20 protein-coding genes are annotated in these 16,122 nt (G+C 69.1%); 11 read left to right on the forward strand and 9 right to left on the reverse strand.

The annotated features are described in order from the left end of the window. Positions 1–38 precede the first annotated feature (38 nt). The 9 genes from E0H45_RS01830 (at position 39) to E0H45_RS01870 (ending at position 7,519) form a co-directional block, all read left to right on the forward strand. Positions 39–995 carry a helix-turn-helix transcriptional regulator gene (locus E0H45_RS01830; RefSeq protein WP_131334521.1) on the forward strand — a complete coding sequence of 319 codons (957 nt, stop codon included), beginning with the start codon at positions 39–41 and terminating at the stop codon, positions 993–995. Beyond that, complete coding sequence (locus tag E0H45_RS01835; protein WP_131334522.1) at positions 988–1,794, forward strand: helix-turn-helix domain-containing protein; 807 nt, start codon at positions 988–990, stop codon at positions 1,792–1,794. The genes E0H45_RS01830 and E0H45_RS01835 overlap by 8 nt, the downstream gene beginning before the upstream one ends. Positions 1,795–1,812: 18 nt before the next feature. Continuing rightward, a complete protein-coding gene (locus E0H45_RS01840) occupies positions 1,813–2,340 on the forward strand; it encodes a hypothetical protein (protein ID WP_131334523.1) in 528 nt (175 codons plus the stop codon). A gap of 46 nt (positions 2,341–2,386) precedes the next feature. Next, entirely contained in the window at positions 2,387–3,685 is a 1,299-nt protein-coding gene (locus E0H45_RS01845) for a magnesium transporter MgtE N-terminal domain-containing protein (RefSeq protein ID WP_131334524.1), read from the forward strand. After that, on the forward strand, positions 3,675–4,232 hold the full coding sequence (locus E0H45_RS01850) for a DUF1003 domain-containing protein (RefSeq protein ID WP_131334525.1): 558 nt from the start codon (positions 3,675–3,677) through the stop codon (positions 4,230–4,232). The genes E0H45_RS01845 and E0H45_RS01850 overlap by 11 nt, the downstream gene beginning before the upstream one ends. A gap of 40 nt (positions 4,233–4,272) precedes the next feature. Then, complete coding sequence (gene htpX / locus E0H45_RS01855; RefSeq protein ID WP_131334526.1) at positions 4,273–5,169, forward strand: zinc metalloprotease HtpX; 897 nt, start codon at positions 4,273–4,275, stop codon at positions 5,167–5,169. A 4-nt stretch (positions 5,170–5,173) separates the two neighbouring features. After that, entirely contained in the window at positions 5,174–5,737 is a 564-nt protein-coding gene (gene pspAB, locus E0H45_RS01860) for a PspA-associated protein PspAB (RefSeq protein WP_131334527.1), read from the forward strand. Between the two features lie 77 nt (positions 5,738–5,814). Next, complete coding sequence (locus E0H45_RS01865; RefSeq protein ID WP_131334528.1) at positions 5,815–6,960, forward strand: Mrp/NBP35 family ATP-binding protein; 1,146 nt, start codon at positions 5,815–5,817, stop codon at positions 6,958–6,960. Position 6,961: 1 nt separating this feature from the next. Then, positions 6,962–7,519 carry a GNAT family N-acetyltransferase gene (locus tag E0H45_RS01870; RefSeq protein WP_238154750.1) on the forward strand — a complete coding sequence of 186 codons (558 nt, stop codon included), beginning with the start codon at positions 6,962–6,964 and terminating at the stop codon, positions 7,517–7,519. Here E0H45_RS01870 and E0H45_RS01875 read toward each other — a convergent pair. Then, positions 7,502–8,083, reverse strand: a complete 582-nt coding sequence (locus E0H45_RS01875; RefSeq protein WP_131334530.1) for a TetR/AcrR family transcriptional regulator — start codon at positions 8,081–8,083, stop codon at positions 7,502–7,504. The two genes, E0H45_RS01870 and E0H45_RS01875, sit on opposite strands and share 18 nt — an antisense overlap. A gap of 90 nt (positions 8,084–8,173) precedes the next feature. Here E0H45_RS01875 and E0H45_RS01880 point away from each other — a divergent pair, with 90 nt between their 5' ends. After that, complete coding sequence (locus E0H45_RS01880) at positions 8,174–8,593, forward strand: hypothetical protein (protein ID WP_131334531.1); 420 nt, start codon at positions 8,174–8,176, stop codon at positions 8,591–8,593. 1 nt (position 8,594) lies between these two features. Here E0H45_RS01880 and E0H45_RS01885 read toward each other — a convergent pair whose 3' ends face one another. Next, positions 8,595–9,800, reverse strand: a complete 1,206-nt coding sequence (locus tag E0H45_RS01885; RefSeq protein ID WP_131334532.1) for an epoxide hydrolase family protein — start codon at positions 9,798–9,800, stop codon at positions 8,595–8,597. A 61-nt stretch (positions 9,801–9,861) separates the two neighbouring features. Here E0H45_RS01885 and E0H45_RS01895 point away from each other — a divergent pair, with 61 nt between their 5' ends. Next, on the forward strand, positions 9,862–10,815 hold the full coding sequence (locus E0H45_RS01895; RefSeq protein ID WP_165546334.1) for a helix-turn-helix transcriptional regulator: 954 nt from the start codon (positions 9,862–9,864) through the stop codon (positions 10,813–10,815). 1 nt (position 10,816) lies between these two features. Here E0H45_RS01895 and E0H45_RS01900 read toward each other — a convergent pair whose 3' ends face one another. The 7 genes from E0H45_RS01900 to E0H45_RS01930 form a co-directional block, all read right to left on the reverse strand. After that, a complete protein-coding gene (locus E0H45_RS01900; protein WP_130384017.1) occupies positions 10,817–11,152 on the reverse strand; it encodes a sec-independent translocase in 336 nt (111 codons plus the stop codon). A gap of 65 nt (positions 11,153–11,217) precedes the next feature. Continuing rightward, positions 11,218–12,678, reverse strand: coding sequence for a S1C family serine protease (locus tag E0H45_RS01905; protein WP_131334534.1), 1,461 nt, complete (start codon positions 12,676–12,678; stop codon positions 11,218–11,220). Positions 12,679–12,754: 76 nt separating this feature from the next. After that, a complete protein-coding gene (locus E0H45_RS01910; protein ID WP_131334535.1) occupies positions 12,755–13,819 on the reverse strand; it encodes a sigma-E factor regulatory protein RseB domain-containing protein in 1,065 nt (354 codons plus the stop codon). Positions 13,820–13,822: 3 nt separating this feature from the next. Further along, the gene (locus E0H45_RS01915) at positions 13,823–14,425 is read right to left on the reverse strand and encodes an anti-sigma factor family protein (RefSeq protein ID WP_131334536.1); all 603 of its coding nucleotides are present in this window, start codon (positions 14,423–14,425) and stop codon (positions 13,823–13,825) included. After that, the gene (gene sigE / locus E0H45_RS01920) at positions 14,422–15,093 is read right to left on the reverse strand and encodes an RNA polymerase sigma factor SigE (protein ID WP_130384020.1); all 672 of its coding nucleotides are present in this window, start codon (positions 15,091–15,093) and stop codon (positions 14,422–14,424) included. Before sigE ends, E0H45_RS01915 begins: the two co-directional genes overlap by 4 nt. A 150-nt stretch (positions 15,094–15,243) precedes the next feature. Further along, the gene (locus E0H45_RS01925; protein ID WP_131334537.1) at positions 15,244–15,465 is read right to left on the reverse strand and encodes a biotin/lipoyl-binding carrier protein; all 222 of its coding nucleotides are present in this window, start codon (positions 15,463–15,465) and stop codon (positions 15,244–15,246) included. 62 nt (positions 15,466–15,527) lie between these two features. Beyond that, a complete protein-coding gene (locus E0H45_RS01930; RefSeq protein WP_131334538.1) occupies positions 15,528–16,064 on the reverse strand; it encodes a CGNR zinc finger domain-containing protein in 537 nt (178 codons plus the stop codon). Between the last annotated feature and the right edge of the window lie 58 nt (positions 16,065–16,122).

Below are 16,122 nucleotides of genomic sequence, written 5' to 3' on the forward strand. Positions count from 1 at the left end.
AGTTCCCGCCAATGGCGGAAACCGGAGATGATCGATCAGTGCTCGAGTCACTCGGTCTGAACCGCGAGGAACAGGGCCTGTACGAGGAACTCGTGTCCCGTCCTCCGGTGTGCGCGGCAGAGCTCGCAGACCGCTCCACCGCGCTGGCCAAGCTGGTCGAACTCGATCTCGTCACCCTGGTCAGCACGGATCCCCCGAAGTACGTCGTACTGCCGCCAGATACCGCCCTGGACGTGCTGGCCCGACGGCGCGAGCGAGAACTGGCAGATGCCCGTCGGAAGATGGTGGAGCTGACGGTGCGGTTCCACGGGAGTACGACGCGACGCGAGCCTGCCGACCTGGTCGAAGTACTGCACGGTGACCAGGAGATCGCGCAGACCATGAGCAGGTTGTTGCTGGGGGCACGGCACGAGGTGTGCGGCTGGGACGCGCCGCCGTACCGGGACGACCCGAACCAGGTGAATCAGCTGGAGATCGACCAGCTGAAGCGGGGTGTGTCGTTCCGCGTGATCTACGACCGCCGCGGTTCGGTGGACCGGCCGGGGCGGCTGGCCGCGCTGATCCAGGGGATCGCGGACGGCGAGCAGGCCCGGGTCGGCGATGTACCGATGAAGCTGATCGTCACCGACGCGCCGATGGCCTTCGTCCCGTTCGACGTGCACGCGACGCATCACGAGACCGCGTTGCTGGTCCACGACCCGGTGATGGTGGAGGGTCTGGCCGCGTTGTTCGAGCTGTACTGGCGCAAGGCTGTCCCGTTGGCGACGTACGACCCCCAGCCGCCGGCCACCGACCGTCCGACAACCGCTGAACGCGATCTGCTCGCTCTGCTGATGTCCGGCTTCACCGACAACGAAATGGCGGTGCACCTGGGCTGGAGCGAGCGGACCGTCCGCAAACACATCGACGGGATGCGGCACCGTCTCGGCGCCGACACACGCTTCGAGGCGGGCTATCAGGCCGTACTGCGGGGCTGGCTGGGACACCGTGGGTGACCTGACGGCACTCGGCCTCTCCCCGGACGAGGAGGCGGCCTACAGCGCTCTCGTCGCGTCCGGACCGTCCGACGGCGAGCAGGACGCCGTACTGGCCAGCCTGATCACCAAGGGCCTGGTCGGTCGCGTGGGCGAGCTCTACGTGGCGGTGGCGCCGGACATCGCGTTGGAGGTGCTGCTGCTGGAGCAGGAGCGCCTGCTGCGTGACGCACGGACACACATCGACGACCTGTCAGCGGCGTACCGCAGCCACACGGGCACGCCTACCGCGACGCTGGTCGAGCTGGTGACAGGTGCTGGAGCTGTCCGGCAGCGGATCGACCAGGTGCAGGCGGCAGCGCGGACCGAGCTACGTCGGCTCGTCAAGGCGCCGTACGGCGATCCTCCGGTGCAGCGGGCCGAGTGCAGGACCGTGTACGAGCACGGCGTACTCGATGTGCATGGCAACGAGACGGCGCGCATGCTGCCGTCGCTGCCGATCCACCTGTACCTGGCCGACGATCGGCTGGCGCTGGTCCTGCTGAGCGAGGAGTCCGCCGTACTGGTGCAGCCGTGCGGTCTGTTCGATACGTACGTCGAGTTGTTCGAGGCACTGTGGGAGCGCGCGCTGCCGGTGAAGGCCGACGGCGCCGAGGCTTTGGTCGCACTGCTGCTGGCTGGTCTCACGGATCAGGCCGTCGCCCGGCAACTGGGGGTCAGCGAGCGGACGGCACAGCGGAAGATCGCCGCACTGCTGCAGGAGCTCGGCGCACGGACCCGGTTCCAGGCAGGCGCTCAAGCTGCGATCAAGGGGCAGTGATGTGACACGCTGGGGTCTGTGAGCACCGAGGAGGCTGTGGCCGAGATCGCCGGCGTGATGAAGAAGGCCGGACTCGTCTGGCTGGCCTGGGACGGCGGGCGACCGGTGCCGGCGTGGTTCGCGACGGTCGACGGGCAGTACGTCGTCCTGGCCGACTCAGCTGACGGTGCGGAGCAGCCGCTGCCCGGACTCGCAGCAGCATCCGCGGTCGAGGTCGTCGTACCGGCCAAGCCCGCCACGAACCGTCTGGCGAGCTGGAAGGCGACGGTGCGGCGGCTGGAACCCGGAAGCGACGACTGGACAGCGGCCGCGCAGGTACTCCGTAGCGAGCGGCTCAACGCAGCCGAGCTGGACACTCAGCTGGAGCGGTGGCGCGTGGAGGCAGACATCCTCGTGCTGGAGCCCACCGGTGAGATCAGCGAGTCGGCTGGGCGGTACGACGCGGCACTGCGAACCGAGGCCCCGGTACCGACCCGAGCCACCACCCGGGGCAAGCCACCGATGACACTGCACCGCCCAGTCCGCCGCCGCCCCAAGCTGAGCTAGCCCAAAGTTCCCCCGAGACTCAGGCTCGGCGGGTTAGCCTTCGGACATGAGTGGATCACCGTCGCGGGTCTATGTCGCCCGGTTGGCGGGTCTGCCGGTGTACGACCCGAACGGGGATCAGGTCGGCAAGGTCCGGGACGTGGTGGCCATGATGCGTCAGGGCGACCAGCCGCCCCGCGTGCTCGGCCTGGTCGTCGAGGTGTTCACCCGGCGGCGCATCTTCCTGCCGATGACACGGGTCACCTCGGTCGACGTCGGCCACGTCGTCACGACCGGTCTGCTCAACATGCGGCGTTTCGAGCAGCGCAGCACCGAGGTACTCGTCCTGGGCGAGCTGCTCGACCGGACCGTCACCATTGCCGACACCGGCACCACTGCGGTGGTGTACGACATGGCGATGGAGCAGTGGCGGACCCGGGACTGGCTCCTGACGAAGGTGGCGGTCCGGGAGGGCTCCAGACGGTTCCGGCGCCGCGGACAGACCCACGTGCTCGACTGGATCGACGTGACCGGCTTCACCCAGGTCGAGGAGGGACAGGGCGCGACACACATCCTGGCCGCCTTCGAATCCATGCGGCCGGCCGATCTCGCCGGCGTACTGCACGATCTGTCCCCCAAGCGCCGCAAGGAGATCGCCGTCGCGCTGAACGACGAGCGACTGGCCGACGTACTCGAGGAGCTGCCCGAGGACATCCAGGTCGAGATCCTCGACGGTCTGGACACCGAACGGGCTGCGGACGTGCTGGAGGAGATGTCCCCGGACGACGCGGCCGACCTGATTGCCGAGTTACCGACCGAGACAGCCGAGCGCCTACTGACGCTGATGGAGCCTGAGGAAGCAGAAGACGTACGGCGGCTGCTGACCTACGAGGAGCGCACTGCAGGCGGCATGATGACGTCCGAACCGGTCATCCTGCCCGCGGACGCCACTGTGGCCGATGCCCTCGCCCACGTGCGCAACGCAGAGCTCAGCCCGGCACTGGCCGCGATGATCTACGTGTGCCGGCCGCCGCTGGAGACGCCGACCGGACGGTTCATCGGAATCGGCCACATCCAGCGTCTGCTGCGCGAGCCGCCGTCCGAGCTGGTGTCCGCCGTACTGGACACCGACCTGGACGGGCTGCGGCCGGACGACAGCCTGCAGACGGTCAGCAAGTACCTGGCGACGTACAACCTGGTCGCCGCGCCGGTGCTCGACGACGAGGGCCGGCTGATCGGTGCGGTGACCGTCGACGACGTACTCGACCATCTGCTTCCCAGCGACTGGCGGGAGCACGACCACGCGGATCACCTGGAGCAAGCAGAGCTCCCTGAGCCGCAGGAGGTGGACCACGATGCCCCGTGACGACCGCAGCACCGACGACCGCCGCCAGCGCGGCAACGCCGCCGAGGAACGCCGCCTGATGCGGAGCACCAACCGCCTCGACATCCCGCGCGAGCTGCGCCGCACGATCGCACTGCGCTCGGCGTACGACGCCGACGCGTTCGGCCGGCTGTCCGAACGGATCGCGCGCTTCCTCGGCACCGGGCAGTTCCTGGTCTACATGACCGCGACCATCCTGTTCTGGGTCGGCTGGAACATCTTCGCGCCGGAGAGCGTCCGCTTCGACCAGTACCCGTTCATCTTCCTCACGCTGGCGCTCAGCCTGCAGGCGTCGTACGCCGCTCCGCTCATCCTGCTCGCCCAGAACCGGCAGGAGGCCCGCGACCGGGTGCAGTACGAGCGCGACCGCGACGTCGACGCCCGCACCCGGGCCGACATGGAGTTCCTGGCCCGCGAGGTGGCCGCGCTGCGGATGGCGGTCGGTGAGGTCGCCACCCGCGACTTCCTGCGCTCCGAGCTCCGCTCACTGCTCGCCGACCTCGACACGCGCGAGGAAGACCGGGTTTGACACCGAGCTACTCTCGCTAGCAGGTGAGGAAGGACGTGGGATGAAGACTCGATTCGCGCCTGATCGCGGGCTGTCCAGCCGGATGCTGATCACCAGTTTCCTGCTCGGACTGCTGTACGTCGGCTTCGTGGCGCTACTGATCGCGCTGACCAAGAGCGCGGTGCTGGCCGTGCTGATTGCCGGTGGCATGCTCTTCGCGCAGTACTGGTTCTCCGACCGGATCGCGCTGTATGCGATGCACGGCCGGATCGTCACCCCCGAGGAGGCACCGCAGCTGCACGGCGCGATCGACCGGCTGTGCGCGCTCGCCGACATGCCGAAACCGCGGGTCGCGATCGCCGACGTCGACCTGCCGAACGCGTTCGCCACCGGCCGTAACCCGAAGAACGCCGTCGTCTGCGTGACCACCGGCATCATGCGCCGCCTGGACGCCGACGAGCTCGAGGGCGTGCTGTCGCACGAGCTCTCGCACGTCGCGCACCGGGACGTCGCCGTGATGACGATCGCGTCGTTCCTCGGCGTACTCGCCGGACTGATCACCCGCTTCGGCCTGTACGGCGGCCTCGGCCGCGGGAACCGGGACCAGAACGCGGCCGTGATCATGCTGACGATCATCGCGGTGTCCATCGCCGTCTACGCGATCTCGTTCCTGCTCACCCGGGCCCTGTCGCGGTACCGCGAACTGGCCGCAGACCGAGCCGGAGCGATGCTCACCGGCAGACCCTCGACGCTGGCGTCCGCGTTGACCAAGATCAGCGGGGACATCGCACAGATACCGTCGCGCGACCTGCGCCAGGCGCAGGCGTTCAACGCGTTCTTCTTCGCGCCGGCGATCACCGGCAAGAGCCTGTCGTCGCTGTTCTCCACGCACCCGTCCCTGGAGACACGCCTCGACCGCCTCGGTACCCTCTCCCGCGAGCTGGGCGAGCAAGCTTAGACACATGGGCCTTCTCGACATCCTGCTCGGGCGCAGCAAGGCTGTGCCGCCGAACCTCGATCAGCTGTTCTCGCTTCCGTCGGCCGCGATCACCCTGGAGACCGCGGCCGGCTTCCGTCCGACGGGCAGCGGCTCGGTCTGCTTCAAGGCGGCCGAGGGCGGTGGGTTCACCGCACTCCGCGAGGAGGTCGACAAGCTGCTCGCGCTGGACAACGGCAAGCTCACCAGTACGACGGACTCGTACGGCTTCACCTGGCTGGTCCGGCAGACGGCTCCCGACGACCTGGAGACCCTGGTCACCGACCTGCACGCCGTCAACACGTCCCTCGTCGACGCCGGTTTCGGCAACGCCCTGCTCTGCACCCTGGTCGCCTTCACCAATGGCAGCCAGTCCGTGGGCCTCGTCTACCTCTACAAACGCGGCTCCTGGTACCCGTTCGTCCCGGTCGGCACAGACCGCCGCGACAACGCGCAGGAACTCCAGATCAAGTCGGTCGTAGGCGCAGACCTGAACTTCGAATCGGACCTCTCCCGCTGGTTCCCCATCTACGGCGCCCCCGGCCTCTGAAGTAAGGCTTGCCTTGCCGGGCCTACGTCACATGGACCGTGGTCGGGTGGATGTGGGTGAGCACGTAGCCTGGGGGCATGGCTCCCACTGCTGATCAGGTGACCACGGCGCTCGGCGGCGTAATGGATCCGGAGATCAAGAAGCCGATCACGGATCTGGGGATGGTCGAGACCGTCGCCGTCCGCGAGGACGGCGTGGTCGCCGTACGCATCCTGCTGACCGTCGCCGGCTGTCCGATGAAGGACACGCTGCGCCGGGACATCACTGCCGCGGTGAACAAACTGGACGGTGTCACCGGGGTCGAGATCGACCTCGGGGTGATGTCCGCCGAGCAGCGCGCGGCCCTGCAGACGCAGCTGCGCGGTGGCGTGGCCGAGAAGGAGATCCCGTTCTCCCGGCCGGACTCGCTGACCAAGGTGTTCGCGGTCGCGTCCGGCAAGGGCGGCGTGGGCAAGTCGTCGGTGACGGTCAACCTGGCGGTCGCGATGGCCCAGCAGGGGCTGTCGGTCGGCGTCCTGGACGCGGACATCTACGGACACTCGGTGCCGGCGATGATGGGGGTCGCGGACGAGCGGCCGACCGCGGTGGACGACATGATCATGCCGGTGCCCGCGCACGGCGTGAAGGTGATCTCGATCGGCATGCTGAAGCCGAAGCGCGACCAGGTGGTCGCGTGGCGCGGCCCGATCCTCGACCGCGCGCTGGTCCAGATGCTCGCGGACGTGTACTGGGGCGACCTCGACGTACTGCTCCTCGACCTGCCGCCCGGCACCGGTGACATCGCGATCTCGGTCGGCCAGCGGCTGACCAGCGCCGAGGTGATCGTCGTGACGACCCCGCAGGAGGCCGCCGCGGAGGTGGCCGAGCGGGCCGGCACGATGGCGCAGATGGTGCACCAGCGGGTGGCCGGCGTGGTCGAGAACATGTCGTTCCTGCCCTGCCCGCACTGCGGTCCTGAGCACCGCATCGAGATCTTCGGCAGCGGCGGCGGTACGCGCGTCGCGGAGACCCTGTCCGCACGCCTGGGCTACAGCATCCCGCTGCTCGGCGAGATCCCGCTCGACGAGCGCCTCCGCTCCGGCGGCGACCTCGGCCAGCCGCTCGTGGCAGCCGACCCTGACACTCCTGCCGCACAGGTCCTCGACAAGATCGCGTCGACCCTCGGCGGCAAGCCCCGCGGCCTCCTCGGCCGCCAACTGGGCCTCTCCCCCGCGGGCCGCTGAAGTGGACCATCCCGTCCTGGAAACGGCACGGCTGCGGTTGCGGAAGTGGCGTGAGGACGAGGCGGTACGGATCTCCGCGGCTCGCACGAACCAGGCGACGGCGCACTTCCTGCCGTTCATCCCGCAGCCGTTCACCGTGGAGGACGCGCGTTTCTGGCTGAAGGACCTGGCCGAGCAGGCGGCCGCCGGCACGCGCTTCAACTGGTGCGTGGCGGACGCCGCGACCGATCAGGGACTGGGCAACATCACGCTGTTCGGCATCCATGTCCGTGGCGCGGTCCGCGACGCCGAGGTGGGGTACTGGATGCACCCTGAGGCGCAGGGCGGCGGGGTGATGAGCGAGGCGATCCAGGGGGTCGCCCAGTGGTACTTCGCTCCGGCGAACGACGGCGGGTTCGGCGGGCGGCGGATCTTCATCCGTACGGCGGCCTCCAACACGGCGGCCCGCCGTACCGCGGAGAAGGCCGGCTTCCGGCACGTCGGCACCGAGCGCGCCGCCTTCGAGATCGGCACCCACGTCGACGACAAGATCACCTACGACCTACTGATCACCGACTGACCAGATCGGGCGGAGCGGGGACAGACCGTCCTCGACGTACTCCGCGACGGGACGTACGCCGCCGTCCAGGTACCACTGCTCCAATGCCGCGAAGTACCCGAAAACAAGGGCATTCGCGGCCACCCGGGCCTGGGTTTCGGTGAGCTTGCCGCCGGCCATCAGCGGGGCGATACGCAGGCTCGCGCGGTCCAGCGAGGCGCAGAACGCCGTACGCACCGACGGCTCCTTGAAGAAGTACCGGATCCGCCGCCACGGGATCGGCTCACCGCCGCCCGGCGCCGCCTCGTAGTCGCGGACGATCCGGGTCATCGTGCCGACCGGGTCCTCGCGGTCGAACAGTTCCTCGAGCGCCTCCTGACTCATCGTGTCGAACTCGTCGGCGACGATCAGACCTTCCTTGGTGCCGAAGTAGCGGTACACCGACGACGGCGACACCTCGGCCGCGGCGGCGATCTCCTCGATCGTCACCGCGCCGAACCCGCGCTCGTCGAACAGGTCGAGCGCGCACTCCTGGATCGTGCGCCGCGCCTTCTCGCGCCAGCGTTCCCGCAGACCGGTAGCCATCCCCCGACCCTAAGAGACAGCTACACGCTTCAGCAAGTCACTGTCTAAATCTCTTGACCCCGCCGAGCCGACGTTCGTACAGTCACTTGCATGAGACAGTCACTTTCAGAAAAGCGCACGGCGCTGCTCGCGGTCGGGCTCTCCGTCCTGCTCGCCGCGATCGCGATCGTCGACCAGGCCGGCAGCCGCAGCCTGTTCGACCACGCCTCATCGGGCTACGCGTCGTACGGCAAGCACGTGTCCGAGGGCGCGCTCTACGGCCTGCTGTACGGCGCTGCCGTCCTGGACGCCCTGCTGTGGTTGCTGGTCGCGGGTCTGGCCCGCTCACACCGCCTGGCCGCAGCAGGGGTCGGCGTACTCGTCGTACTACTCACAGCCTCGCTGGGCGTCACACTCCTGGTCGCGTCCGAGTACGGCGTCCACCCGTACCCGCCGCTCTGGGGCGTCCTCGCCCTCCTGCCCGCGGTCGCCGGTGCCGTCGCGACCGCCCTGCTCCTCCGGAGAAGGTGAGTCAGGCCTCCGACTGGCTTCGGAAGAAGGCCCGGATGTCCTCGACGAGCAGCTCCGGCACCTCCATCGCCGGGAAGTGACCGCCGCGCTCGTACTCGTTCCACACCGTGTACATGCCGTACGGGTCGACCTCACGCCGTACCGACAGGTCCGCCCCGAAGACCGCCACGCCGGTCGGCGGCAGCGGCGGTGCTTCCCAGCCTCCGTCTGCCGGCTCGGCCGCCTTGGTGGCGAACTCGCGGTAGGCCTGCATGCCCTCGTAGACAGCGTGCGCGGCCGACGCTCCGACCTGGTTGAACCAGTAGATGCTCACGTTGGTCAGCAACTGGTCGAGGTCGACGGCGTCCTCGGGGAGCTCGCGGTCCGCGTCGGTCCACTCCTTGAACTTCTCGATGATCCAGGCGAGCTGGGCGACCGGTGAGTCGGTGAGCCCGTACGCGAGGGTCTGCGGACGGGTCGCCTGCAGGTGCAGGTACCCGACACCGTCCTCGCGCCAGGCGTTGAACCGCTCGGCACGCTCGCGTTCGGGCCCCTCGAGACCGTCCAGCGAGAGCTCCGGACCGAACGGGAACGGCGCCGGGCCGTTAATGTGCGCGGCGATCACCCGGCCGGGCGCGACCATGCCGAGCATGCCGACGATGCCCGAGCCGACATCGGTGCCCTGGGCAAGGAACCGCTCGTACCCGAGCCGGGTCATGATCTCGGCGAACGCCGACGCGACCCGGAACAGGTTGCCCCAGCCGGGCTCGGTGACCGGCGAGAAGCCGTAGCCCGGGATCGACGGCAGCACCAGGTGCACCGCGTCCTCCGGCTTGCCACCGTGGGCGACCGGATCGGTCAGCGGCCCGATCACCTGGAGGAACTCGGTGAACGAGCTCGGCCAGCCGTGGACCATCAGCAGCGGCCGCGCGGCCGGCTCCGCGGATCGGATGTGGACGAAGTGGATGGGCTGGCCGTCGACCTCGGTGACGAACTGCGGCAGCTCGTTCAGCCGCGCCTCGGCCTGCCGCCAGTCGTAGGTGTGCTGCCAGTACTCGGCGATCCGCCGGAGGTATTCGGTCGGGACGCCGCGGGACCAGCCGAGGCCGGGCAGCTCACGGGGCCAGCGGGTGCCGGCGAGCCGCGCCCGGAGGTCGTCGAGCTCGGCCTGCGGTACGTCGATGCGGAAGGGACTGATCTGGCTCTGCGCTGCGGTGTGCGTCGTCATACCAAAACACTAGAATCGATTGCGGAAAGGTACGTTCCGCGTTCTGAAGGATTCTGGAGAAATGCTGGAGACCTCGGCACGACTGTTGCGGCTGCTCTCGCTGCTGCAGACGCATCGGCACTGGACTGGACCCGAGCTGGCGACGCGGCTGGAGGTGACCACCCGTACCGTCCGCAACGACGTCGAACGGCTGCGGAGTCTCGGATACCCCGTGGACGCGACTCCAGGTGTCGCCGGCGGGTATCGGCTCGGTGCGGGCGCTGCACTACCGCCCTTGCTGCTCGACGACGAGGAGGCCGTGGCGGTCGCGGTCGGCCTGCGGACGGCGGCGGGCGGCTCGGTGACAGGTATCGAGGAAACGTCCGTCCGGGCGTTGGCGAAGCTGGAACAGGTCCTGCCGTCGCGGCTGCGGTACCGGGTCAATGCGCTGCAGAGCTACACCGTGCCGATTCCGGGGTCTGGGCCAGTCGTGGATCCGTCAGTGCTGACGGCCTTGGCCGCCGCGTGCCGCGACCATGAGCGGCTGCGTTTCGACTACGCCTCGCACTCCGGTGCGTTGTCGGTACGCACCGTGGAGCCGTACCGGCTCGCCCACCTGCGAGGCCGGTGGTATCTGGTCGCCTTCGACCTGGATCGTTCGGACTGGCGGACGTTCCGCGTGGATCGGCTGACGCCGAAGATCCCCACCGGGCCGCGCTTCCCGCCCCGCGACCTGCCGTCCGAGGGCTTGGCGTCGTACGTCGATCGGAGTGTGTCGACCGCGATGTGGCAGTTCCGTGCGCGGATCAGGATCTTCGCTCCGCTGGCGGTCGTCGCGGCCCGCCTCCCGGCCACGGCCGGCGTACTGACCGAGATCGACGAGTCGTCGTGCTATCTCGACGCCGGATCGGACAGTCCCGGGATGCTGCTGCGCTACCTGAGCATGCTCGACCTGGATTTCTCGGTGGCCGAGGCGCCCGAACTCGTGGACGAGGTTCGCAAACTCGCTGCCCGCTACGCCCGCGCGCTGGAGTGAGTCAGGTCGACTCTGGGTCGTACGGCGGCTTGGCGCCGGCCGGGAGGCGTTGCGGGGTGCTGTCGGCGAAGTCTGCGACAGGCTTGTCGTCGTCGTCCATCGGCTCGAGCAGGTGCTTGCGAACGAAGTTCTTCGGGTTCAGGTCCTGCAGCTCGAGGTCGGCGTACTCCGGGCCGAGCTCGTTGCGCAGATCGTTCTGCGCGTTGGTCACCATCTGACGGACCTGCCGCAGCAGACGTCCCGCCGTACGAGCGAACTCCGGCAGCCGATCGGGTCCGAAAACGAGTACGGCGACGATCGCGATCACGACCAGTTCGAGTGGCCCGATGCCGAACATGTCCCCACCTCTCCGTACTTCGTTCCGGACTGCGCCCAGCCTATCCCGGCACCGGGTAGCACTCGTCAGCCGATCTGCTGGGCGAGAGTGAGCGTAACCGTTCGGGACCGCCCGCCGCGCTCGTACGCGAGCCGCACGGCCTCGCCCGGCTGGTGGGTGCGGATCGCGACGATCAGCACCTCGGCGCTGTCCACCGGGTCACTGTTGATCGACGTGATCACGTCACCGACGCGCAGACCGGCCCGCGCGGCCGGCGAGCTCGGGCTCACCGCACTGACCCGGGCGCCACCCTCGAACATCATGTCCACACTCGCCCCGATCACCGGGTACGACGCCTTGCCGGTGGCGATCAGCTGCTGGGCGGTCCGCCGGGCCTGGTCGATCGGGATCGCGAACCCGAGCCCGATGCTCCCGCTCTGCCCTTCCTCGGAACCGCGGACGGTGGCGATCGCGGAGTTCACGCCGATCACCCGCGCGTTCATGTCGACGAGCGGACCGCCGGAGTTGCCCGGGTTGATCGCGGCGTCGGTCTGCAGCGCGCTGATGTACGACGACGCCTGCCCGGTGTCGTCACCGGTCGTCACCGGACGGTTCTTCGCCGAGATGATGCCCGAGGTGACCGTGCCGGCCAGGCCGAGCGGCGAGCCGATCGCGACGACATCCTGCCCGACGACCGCCTGGTCCGACCGGCCGAACTGCACCGAGGGCGCGGTCAGGCCGGCCACCTGCACGACGGCCAGGTCGTACGCCGGGGAGCGGCCGACGAGCCGCGCGGTGGCGGTCTTGTTGTCGTTCGTGACGACCTGGATCGAGCCGCCCTTGGCCGCGGCCGCGACGACGTGGTTGTTGGTCAGGATGTGCCCGGCGTTGTCGATCACGAACCCGGATCCGGTGGCGTCGGAGTTGTCCGAGCCCTCGACCTTCAGCTGCACCACACTCGGCAGCAGGGTCGCCGCGACCGCGGACACCGAGCCGGTGCGGATCTTTGGGTCGGCGCCAGTGCCGACCGGCGGGTCCGGCTGCTGCGCAATGGGGGTGCCGTTACCACTGAGTGCGACGACAGCGGTGGCTGCACCGGCGCCGGCCAGGACACCGATGACCAGTGCGACCAGAGCGGCGATGGTGACGACCCGGTTGAGCTTCTGCGGCTCCGACGCGTACGAGCGGGCCTGCTGCTGGTGCCAGTCGAGCGGTGGCGGCGGCACGTACGCCGGACGGTACTGCGGCTGCTCCGTAGGCCAGGCCTGTCCCTGGTACACCGGGCGGAAGGCCTCCTGCTGCGGCTCCGGACGTCCGAAGCTGCGCTGAGCGGTGGACCGGCCACCGTTCGTCTGCCGGTACGCCGCATCCGAGCCGGGGGTCCGCAGCGGCATCGCACCCGCTCCAGGAGCCGGGCGGGTCAATCCAGTCAGCGGCGGGCCTGCCGCAGACCCGTTCCCGTTGGGCTCGCCCGCGGTGGGCAGGACCGAGGTCGGTTCCGTGGTCGCCGGATTCGGAACTGTCGGCTCGGCGTCGTCGCTCGTCACGGTGCCCGCCTCACGTCGTCGTCGTGGTCGTCGGTGGAGCCCTCCGGAGGTAACCGGGAGAGACTTCCACCTTTCATTATCCCAGCTTCGGCGAGAGTGCACCCATCGGAGTGAGCCAGGTCGCGATTTTGGCCAGCCCGGTGCCCAGTCGCTGGATCGCGCTCAGCTCGACGGGGACCTCGTGCGGGAACGATCTGACCACCTGTCCGAGCTGATCCGGGGGCAGATCCCCGATCAATGTGTAGACGATTCCACCGGACGACCAGACGACGTACGACGGCATGCCGTACCGAAGGTACACGCCAGGGCTGTCGGTGCTGCTGAAGCCTTCGACCGCGGCCGGATCGAGCGTGCCGCGCTGCTCGAACAGGGAGACGTTGAACAGCCCGTCGGAGTACGAGAACTGCAGAGAGCCGTTGCTGGTGTCCTGGTGGACGTCGTACAGCTTGAGCGAAGCAGGCAGCTCCGGCGCGCAGACCCAGCCATCGGAACGCAGGCCGTCGACCTTGCCCATGCCGAGCGATTCGACACCACTGGGGACCGTCGGCGGCAGGTGGCCGAGGAACTCGGAGCCCTCGATCTCGAGTTCGGTGAACACGGTGGCGCGCACCATGGTCTTGCCGTCCGCGCTGAACAGCTGACGCTGCAGCAGCAGTCCGGTCGCCTTGTCGATCCAGAACTTCGCCGCCAGCGTCTGGTCGTCCCGCAGCGCCTCCACGAGCACAGCGGTCCGGCCGATCAGATCCGTGCAGCACTTGTCGACCAGTTGGTACGTCGCCTGCAGCAACGCCAGCGGTCCACCGTCGATGGCGGCGTCCGTGGTGGTGGCGCGCTGCACGAAGGCCTTCGCACCAGGCGCGGACGAGCCGAGCACGCTGATCTCGGAGCCCTGCGACGCTGCGTGCAGGATGTCCAGCATCGCCGAGCTGGCGCCCTGCGGTCCCCAGGCGGTGATGACCTGCGTGCCGTGGTACGAGATCTGGTTCGGCGCGACGGCCGCCCGCTGCAGCCAGCTGACCGCCGTCGGCGAGTCCGCCTTCGACAGCGCCGGCAACAGGGCCGGGACGGCCGCAGCGGACGTGGGCAGGCCGAAGCCGATCAGGGCGGTGCTGACCAGGACGGCGAGCCGGGAGAGGCTCACCGGTCAGCGTCCTGTCAGGGCCACCGGGCGCAGCGTCGGGTTCAGCCCGGCGTACCCCGCACCGTTGTAGGAGTTCAGCAGCGCGACCGGGTCAGCGAACGGCGCCCCGCCGCTGGTGCTCGCGTGGTCGGACGAGAAGCTCGCCACCGGCGGTTGCAGCGTCGGCGGCTGCTCCGAGCGGGACGGGTCGCCGACGACGAACGCCGTACCGAGCAGGGAGGCGACTGCGGCAGCTGAGCCGGCTGCACCCAGGACGCCGCTGCGACGACGCGAGCGAGTGCCGCGGGCGGGTCCCGGTCGGGTGCCACCTGTGCGGCCGGCCGGGAACGCGGACCGCTGCGGGAACAGGTTGACCGGCGTGATCACCGGGCGGACCTCTTCCCGTGGCTCGGTCGAGAACGACGAGACACCCATCAGGCGCTGCATCAGGTCGGTTGACGGATCCGGCGACTCCAGCGCGGCGATCCGCGCCTTCAGCCGCCGCTGCGCGTCCACCTCGGAACGACAGGTGTCGCAGCCGACCAGGTGGCTCAGAACCTTGTCCCGGGAGTCGTGGTCGAGCTGGCCGTCGACCACGGCACTCAGCTTGTCCAGCGGGTGCGTCATGCGAGGTCACCTCCGTCGCCGAACAGGCCGCCGTCGACCGGCGGGCCGCCGACCCGGGTCTGGCCGGACCGCGGGGCCCGGTGCTCCAGATGTTTGCGCAGCATCGACCGGCCGCGGTGGATGCGGCTGCGGACGGTGCCGAGCTTCACGTCCAGGACGTCCGCGATCTCGTCGTACGTCATGCCCTCGATGTCGCACAGCACCACGGCCGCGCGGAAGTCCTCGGGCAGCGCGTCGAGCGCGTCCTGCACGTCGTGGTCGAACAGGTCGGAGTCGAGCTTCTCGGCCGGGCCCTCGCCCTTGGCCGGGAGCCGGTCGTGCGCGTCCTCGGGCAGACCGTCGAAGCGGATCCGCTGCTTGCGGCGGGCGCCGTCCAGGAACAGGTTCGTGGTGATGCGGTACAGCCAGCCCTCGAAGGTGCCCGGCGTGTACGACGACAGCGAGCGGAACACCCGGACGAACACTTCCTGGGTGAGGTCCTCGGCGTCGTGCTTGTTACCGGTCAGGCGGTACGCCAGCCGGTAGACGCGGGCGGAGTGTGTGCGGACTATCTCGTCCCACGACGGCAGTGCGTCCGGCACCTGCTGGGGTGCGGGGACCGTCGACGTGTCGAACGGCTTCACCGCAACGCCTCCCTGGGTCCTCTCGGCAATAAGCGTGAAGGCCATGGTGCCGCGGTCACCGTCCTCTGCGCACGTCGGGAAAACCCGGGTTGGACCCTGGTTTGTTCGTACGACGGCTCAACGCGGCTCCCCGGACGGAAGTTCCCGGCCGGTGCCTTCACTACACAAGACGCGCTCGCAGCCATTTCGGTTGAGTCACTGCTCCTCGATGACCGCGATCGGGTCGCCGTCGCGGACGACCTCGCCCTCGACGACCTTCAGTTCGACGATGGTGCCGGCCACCTCGGCCAGCACCGGGATCTCCATCTTCATCGACTCCAGGATGACAAGCGTGTCGGCCGGACCCACCGTGTCCCCGGCCTTGGCGGTGACCTTCAGCACGTTGGCCACCAGCTCGGCCAGCACGGTGTGACTCAACTCGCACTCCTCCCACTCCCGGAACCCACTCCCGATCCTAGGCGTGGAAGGCCAAGACCCGGCTACTGGGCGTGCTGCCGGGCCCGGTACGACGCGACGCGCGTCCGGCTCGAGCACCGCGGTGTGCAGAACCTCCGCGGCCGCTTCTCCGCCGCGTTGGCGAATACCCGCTCGCAGTCCGCCGCCGCGCAGACCCCGAGCGAGTCGAACCCGTGACCGGCCGCGAACGTCGCCAGCCCGAGTGAAGTCGTCGCGGCGAGCCACTCGGCCCAGTTGGCTCCGGGCTTGGCCACATGCAGGTGCCACGGCGACCCGTCATGGTCGGACAGATACGGGCGTACGGCGTACTCCTCCAGCAACTCGTTGAGCGTCCGGGCCGCTGCGCGCGGATCGGCATGGAAGACCTGGCGGACCCGCGCTCGGACCTCTCGGACCGCGAGCAGGTCGTCCTCGTCCAGCGTGATCGGGTCCGACTCACCATGCTCGAGGAGAAACGCGCGGACGTCGGCCGGCGCCGTCAACTGCTCCGGGTCGCGGGTGCGCGTGTTGACCAGGTCGACCGCGAGCCGCACCTGCCGGTCCGGCGTCTGAATATCCACTGGACTCCCTCCGTAACGCCTTTATGATCGTAACGCGTAACAGCCAACTTTGCGTTAC

Source organism: Kribbella soli (assembly GCF_004331345.1).
Taxonomy (GTDB): Bacteria; Actinomycetota; Actinomycetes; order Propionibacteriales; family Kribbellaceae; genus Kribbella; species Kribbella soli.